The organism is Pirellulales bacterium, assembly GCA_036490175.1.
Lineage (GTDB): Bacteria > Planctomycetota > Planctomycetia > Pirellulales > JACPPG01 > JACPPG01.
The window spans coordinates 1-6,296 of the sequence record DASXEJ010000150.1 but is presented as its reverse complement, the minus strand read 5'-3'; the positions used below and the strand labels follow the sequence as shown (position 1 = coordinate 6,296).

Annotated in this window: 8 protein-coding genes; 4 read left to right on the top strand and 4 right to left on the bottom strand. The window is 59.0% G+C overall.

What is annotated here, in order from left to right; translation table 11 throughout:
- The 3 genes from VGG64_11760 (at position 1) to VGG64_11750 (ending at position 3,261) form a co-directional block, all read left to right on the top strand.
- Positions 1–1,110 (top strand): serine/threonine-protein kinase, encoded by a 1,110-nt coding sequence (locus VGG64_11760; GenBank protein HEY1600273.1) that lies wholly within the window; start codon positions 1–3, stop codon positions 1,108–1,110.
- Positions 1,111–1,159: 49 nt separating this feature from the next.
- Positions 1,160–2,080 (top strand): DUF2167 domain-containing protein, encoded by a 921-nt coding sequence (locus tag VGG64_11755; protein HEY1600272.1) that lies wholly within the window; start codon positions 1,160–1,162, stop codon positions 2,078–2,080.
- Between the two features lie 173 nt (positions 2,081–2,253).
- Entirely contained in the window at positions 2,254–3,261 is a 1,008-nt protein-coding gene (locus VGG64_11750) for a hypothetical protein (protein HEY1600271.1), read from the top strand.
- Positions 3,262–3,358: 97 nt separating this feature from the next.
- Here VGG64_11750 and VGG64_11745 read toward each other — a convergent pair whose 3' ends face one another.
- From VGG64_11745 to VGG64_11735, 3 genes are read right to left on the bottom strand one after another with little or no spacing between them, the layout of a single operon-like run.
- On the bottom strand, positions 3,359–3,532 hold the full coding sequence (locus VGG64_11745) for a hypothetical protein (GenBank protein ID HEY1600270.1): 174 nt from the start codon (positions 3,530–3,532) through the stop codon (positions 3,359–3,361).
- 54 nt (positions 3,533–3,586) lie between these two features.
- Positions 3,587–4,411: a PD-(D/E)XK nuclease family protein gene (locus tag VGG64_11740; GenBank protein HEY1600269.1), complete on the bottom strand. Its 825-nt coding sequence runs from the start codon at positions 4,409–4,411 to the stop codon at positions 3,587–3,589.
- A complete protein-coding gene (locus VGG64_11735) occupies positions 4,408–4,866 on the bottom strand; it encodes a hypothetical protein (GenBank protein HEY1600268.1) in 459 nt (152 codons plus the stop codon). Before VGG64_11735 ends, VGG64_11740 begins: the two co-directional genes overlap by 4 nt.
- A 240-nt stretch (positions 4,867–5,106) precedes the next feature.
- Between VGG64_11735 and VGG64_11730 the strand changes: the two genes are divergently transcribed.
- Positions 5,107–5,343, top strand: a complete 237-nt coding sequence (locus VGG64_11730) for a hypothetical protein (GenBank protein HEY1600267.1) — start codon at positions 5,107–5,109, stop codon at positions 5,341–5,343.
- A 155-nt stretch (positions 5,344–5,498) separates the two neighbouring features.
- Here the strand turns inward: VGG64_11730 and VGG64_11725 are convergent.
- The coding region (locus tag VGG64_11725; GenBank protein HEY1600266.1) for a hypothetical protein at positions 5,499–6,296 on the bottom strand (798 nt) is incomplete at its 5' end.

Below are 6,296 nucleotides of genomic sequence, written 5' to 3'. Positions count from 1 at the left end.
ATCGCAAAGTGCCCCTGGTGCGCCAGCACCGTCCTTCCAGAGCCCACCTTTCAACCTACGCGATGCACCTCTTGCGCCAAAGGAATTCTCGTTATCGAGGGTAAGCCTCGCCTCATACTTCCAGAGGCCCTTGACGATTATCGCATCGAGCGATTCTTCGCTCGCGGCGGAATGGGGGTGCTCGTTCTTGCGCGGGATAAAACGGGCAAACGGGTCGCAATCAAGGTCCTTCCTCAAGAAGCGACTGCGGACCCTTCAGCGCGACAGCGCTTCCAAGCGGAATATGCGGCATTGACCAGTGTAGCCCACCCACGCGTTCTAAGGCCGATTGGGCAGGGCGAGGTCGGCAGTATTTTGTACCTCGTTACGGAGTGGGTCGAGGGAACGAATTTGCGCGACGTCGTAGACGAGGCTAAAAGGACAGGGGCAATGCCCAAGTATTCAGATGTTCTCCGCTGGCTCGTTGACACCTGCGAAGGATTGGCAGCCATCCACGGCGCCGGTCTCGTCCATCGCGATATTAAGCCTTCAAACATCCTTCTACTACCGGATGGCCATGCAATCGTCGCCGACTTAGGTATCGCCAAGTCACTACATGACTCGGGCGGCCTGACAATGACATCTGTAGCGCCCGGGACATTTGATTACATGGCGCCGGAGCAGCACATTGGCTCTCCAAGGCTGGATGAACGTGCTGATCAGTACAGCTTGGGAGTTACGTTCTACGAGGCCCTAACTGGCCGAAAGCCAACGGGGACCTGGGCCGACGCAGCGGCCGTCAACAAGTCTGTTCCAACCTATTTCGACGGCATACTAAAGCGGCTATTGCTGCCATTTCCGGAATCCCGTTACCCGTCGGTAGAGAAACTCTTGGATGAGCTAAGAGCGGTCTCGGAAGTTGGCCTCGCTGGCGGCGGATCGATTACCGTTCCAGAAGTATCACCGGCAGCCGCTGTTCCGATTTTGGCCATCGTCATTGCTGGGATCCTCATGGGCTCGGCAACGGGGAGCCTTGCGGCTCTGTGGCTCAATGCGGGCGTGCTAGCAGGAGCCATGTTTGGAGCATTTATTGGCGCGCTCGCGGGCAGATTTGTGGGAGCGGCTCATTAGTAGTTGTACTTTCCAAAGCGTGAGAGAGCACACACAAAGGGTAACGGTCATGCGTGATATGCTGAAATTGAATGTCCTATCATTTGCCAACGTGCTGACCCTCGGCGTCTACGTAGCGTTCTGTCTTGCGTCCATGCCCTTCCCGGCTCAAGCGAGCGAGACCAATGCAGAGCGCGCATCGCGGCTCTACAACACAATTACTTGGGTCAAGGGCCCAGCCACCGCATCGCTGGGGTCGCACGCGACAATTGATGTGCCAGCAGGCTTCCAGTTCACCGGCACGGTCGGAGCTAAGACTTGGGCAGAGATTAACGAGAACCTAGCAGATGATACTTTAGATGGTGTACTGATGCCGGTTAACCTGTCTTGGTTTCTTAATCTACATTATAACGACATCGGACACGTACCTGACAACGAGAAGGGCAGCCTCGACGCCGATGCCATACTGCGAAGCATTCGCGAAGGCACTGATGCGGGCAACATCGCACGCCGCCAACACAACTGGCCAGAGCTTCATGTGGTCGACTGGATTCATCCGCCGAGTTACGACGCCCAGTCTAATCATCTAGTCTGGGCGATAAAGCTACAGTCAACCGATGGGGTGACGGGGAACTACCGCACCGAAATTCTCGGTCGCACCGGAATTATGTCGGCTGTCCTCGTTGCGGACATTGACTCGCTGCCAAGTGTCATTCCGGCGGCCAAACAACTTCTCTCTACAGTGCGCTTCACGCCGGGCAATACGTACGCCGAATGGCGCTCCGGCGATCGCATGGCCCAATATGGGCTAACTGGCTTGATTACAGGCGGAGCCACAGTTACAGCCGCGAAAACCGGCCTACTGTCTAAGCTCGGCGGCCTGATTGCCAAGTCGGGTAAAGGGGTCGCGGCAGCCTGTGTGGCGTTGTTAGCTGGGCTTTGGAAGCTGCTTACCGGAAAGTGCAAAGCGGATGGGAAGCCGGCTGCATGATCGCGTCGCATACGCTTACTGACCTCGAGTTGATTCTACTGGTGCTGGCGGCACTCTACTTCTCAGAATGCAGCTGCTGGATCCCCGAAACGGCGATGTGCGTTTGCGGCGTGCGTCGCCATCGCACCGCGGTAGCAATGGGACCTCTTGCAAATGAGCATGGCCGCTTGGTCTTGACCAACCTGCTGCCGTGGTCTTTCTCATTTGTTTGCAGTGCGTGGCCCCTTCCTTTCGACGCGCGTGGCATCGTCCTGGTTCCAGGAGGCGGAATTCAGGATGCCAATGGAGGGCGAAATGACCTTTGGCTTCCGTATGAAGCCATCAGCTCGATCACAACCGAAGAGCGGAAGCTACTCATCAACGGGCGAGTAGTCGCCAAATTATTCTCGGCCGCGGGGGCCGTATTTGTTGCTACTCGATTGGACTGCGTTCGCCGGGCCACGCCGGCAAAACGCGAGCAAGCCGCTGAGGCTGTGCTTGCGGACATCACGGATACGGTCGCGATTTCCGGGCGTTTGCGCCGTCTTAAAATCGAACGCCGTGCGCTAACTGACATATGCACCGCCTTCGCTATTTACGCGTTCGTAGTTGGACCGGCTCTATACTACGCTGGTGCACTCAATCGAGCATGGAGTGCCGCCACCTACTTGGCCAGCTTCTTGGCCATATGGGCTTGCAGCATCGCATACTACTGCGCGATGTATCGGTCATTTATTCGCGGATCACGGATGATCGCGGTTTCTCGCATGGTCATGTTGTTGCTGTCTCCAGCAGCCGCCATGCGGGCAGCGGAAAGTATTGCGCGCGGTTGCTTTGACGGCTATGAACCAGTTGCGGTAGCTTCGGTTATTTGCCAACAACGAGATTTGCGTAAACTTGCTGAACAGAGACTTCGGGAACTCTGCGCGCAACCCCAGGCCCCGGTGGTGGCGTCGAGCGAGGATCGGGCGTTGTTATGGTTTCAGGAACGAGTAGCACTCCGTTTGCGCATGGCGGTTGAGGAGGCTGGGCTCGACCCGCGTGAGCTCCTGGCTGAACCTGTCCGAATGGTGGACGCGCAATCGTACTGTCCGCGATGCCTGACGCAGTACACCCTGGACCATGGGTCTTGCGAGAGCTGCAACGGGCTGGCGTTGCAATCATGGACACCTCAGTGGAGTCTGCGAAAGGCTGAAGTTTAGCTGTCGGTCACATGGGGAAAGTGGTGTATTGCTAAAAAAAAGCGACCACATGCCGCCCTTGCGGGCGGCACGGTCGCATTCGGCATCTGACAGCTTGTTACCGCCGCCGCTGTCTGGGCTTCGCCCCTTGGCTCGATCCGCCCAGACCTCCGAGCACGAAACAAAGGCCGATTGCGGTCCCGATCATGCCTGCCCAGCCGGCGATCGGGTAGCCAATCACGGCGCCGGCAATGGCGGCAATCACGAACGGGAAGGATTCTTGCGATTTCATCAAATGGCTTCCTTTGGATGTTTTTCGATCCCGGTCACCCTGGCGACGGGCCGCTCAGCCGGTCCAGGCGCGGCACGGCGCGCGGTACGGGCACGTCGGGCAGTTCATCGGCGATGGGCTTGGAAAGAAATGGCGCCCCTCGATTGCACGCCAGACGTTCTGCATGACGCGCTTGGTCCGTGCCACGCGGTGGGGATCAACGGTCACTGCGAGCCGGTCGACGACCGGTTCGTTGGTTTTGGTGATGACGGCGAACTCTAGCCGGATCGACTTTTCCGGCGCCAGTCGCCTGACCAACTCCGAATAAAGCAACAATTGCTCGCCGGCTTCGTCAGCGTGGCCCGCACTCCAGCGACTGCGGGCCGTCTTGAAATCGGTGATGACCAGTGCGTCGCCCGTGTCGACGAGCAGGTCGATGCGAGCCAAAAGGTCAGGGCACCCTGGAACGAGCTGCCCGCGCAACTCCTCTTCGACGCCGATGATCTTGCCGCCCGGCTCCGCAAGTTTGCTGCCTTGAAAAGCCCGCAACATGCGGTCGGCCAGCCGACCCAGGCTTTCGGCAGTTTCGTCCTTGCCGAAATGGACGCGCGCGGGATCCCGGTCCAGCCAGCCTGTCTGGTACGCGGCGAGCAGAGTGTCGAGGTCTGGCGCCGGGTTACCGGCCAGCAGCTCGTTGAAATGGAGTTCGACCGCTCGATGGATCGCGCCGCCGAAGACGAGGCTCGAAGAAACCGTTTCTTCGGGCAAGCCGGCGACATACTTGAAGTACCAGCGCAGCGGACAGGTCTGATACAGGGATAGCGATGAAAACGAGAGATAGTCCCTGCCCATGAGCCGCTCGGCTGTTTCGTTGGGCGCGAGCTTGGCGGCGCTAATCATCGCCGCCCTCCCGTCCCGCTACTATTGCTCTGGGCCTTCAGGCTGTCGATCAACTCGCTTGCTTCGTTGATCGACAGGTCGTCGGCCTGCGAGACGTTGAACCGTTCGGCGAGTACGGCAGCCAAATCCAGTTGCTCCCGGCCGGCGATGGCGTGCAGCGCCCGCACCTGGCTAGCTGTTGCGTGGCGGCCATTGTTGCGCCGCTGCCCGCTGCCATTGGCGGGCTGGCTGGTGTTGCCGTTGCCAGTGCCATGGTTGGACGAGGTATTACCGGCCAGCTCTTCGTCGACCGAAGTTTTCGCCAGGGTGAACAGCTGCCGGATGCGGTCCTTGAGCTTGTCGGGGTCGCCGATGAGCCCACTTTCGAGTTCCAGCTCCAGATTTACCGAAGCGCCGCGCGAGCCGTAGTTCGACTCGCCGACCTTGCGGTTGAAGCCGACGTTAAGTTTGAGCATCGCTCTTCTCCTTGGAGGGATATGGGCTTGTGGAATCCCGTGCCTATTGACGAGCCGATTTGTGCCGGCCTAGCATGACGTCGTGGGGATTGTTCAAAGCTATGCGAAGCGAAGCAAAGCACACGGTTCGTAGTGCCGACGAGTGCCCCACCTTGTCGAGCACCTTGTTTTCAGCCGGCTCGCGGTGTTCGGCGTGTTGCCGTCATACTCAAAGCCCGTCTCAAAATCGGAGAATCAGTTATGTGCTTTGCGGAACTTCATCAGATGCAGGCGTTGTTGAGTTCACTCGATGGGCAAGCCAATGCTTTGCTCGAAAAGCTCGAACGCATCAACACTGCACTCGAAACGGCCAGCCAAAGATCGCGAGAACTTCCGGACCTCGACCACCTCGAGGAATTAATCCCGCAAGTCGCGAAACTGGCCGGTGCCTTGGAGCCGGCGGCAAAGTCTTCACGACGATTGCAACAGGCTATCTAGGGCACGAGCAGTCAAGGGGCGGGCTGGAGGCGCGAGTCTTCATCCCGCCCCGCTGTCTCGCGGCATTGCTCGTGGGCTCGGTCTCCTGTCCGAGCGGAGCCAGAAACAGACCTATTCGAGCGGTATGTGGCGTTGTCTGTGCGAATTCTCACTGCTCAGCCGGCCACTTTCTGCAATTCCTTGAGCGAACCCAGCGCCGAAGCGACCAGCTTGGTCTGGCGTTTTTGCCGCTTGAGAGAGCGGATCAGTTCGTTCGCCTGGGTCGCGGCGTTCCGTAGGGCAGCTCGCAGCGCGATGGCCTGATCGATGGGTGAACCGGGCATGGGATTGGCTGATTGCAGGTGCCGGCGGCGGGTTTTTCCGGCGGAAGGCTGCTCCGTTGGTTGCTCCACTGGCGTTTCGGGTTTGTTGGCTGGCATGGCGGGGGTCTTTCTCCGTGGCTTGAATGGAACGGTGGAATGGGTCGCTTGCTGACCTAGCGACTCGATCCTCAGGGCATCATCGCTGGCCTTGATGGCGTCCGAGGGCTCGAGCAATGCCCACAGGTATTGCCGGCTGCCATTGTCACAGAGCGCCGGTGAGCTCGGGCTATAGATGCAGATTTCGCGGAAACCCAGCTTGAGGGCCTGGGCCAAAAACCTGCGGTTCGTGTTGATCGTCACTGGCTCGCCGGCGTAGCTCGAGTCGACCAAAACAAGCTCGGTGGGCCGGCTTTGACCCTCGCCGCGAGCGCGAATGGCGATTTGGCTGCTGAGTTCGATCGTGATTGGATCGTGGAGCGGATCATCGCATGGCAAACTGGGCAGGCTGTTGGCCAGGAAGATGGCATCCTGTTGGCTGAGCGTGAGGCGTGAACTTGCGCTGCTGGCGGGCCGGATCAGGTCATCGACCTTGGGGAACCTGGCTTGCTTGTTGATTCGAAGCCAAAGCGTCCAGGGCTCAACTCGCAGCAC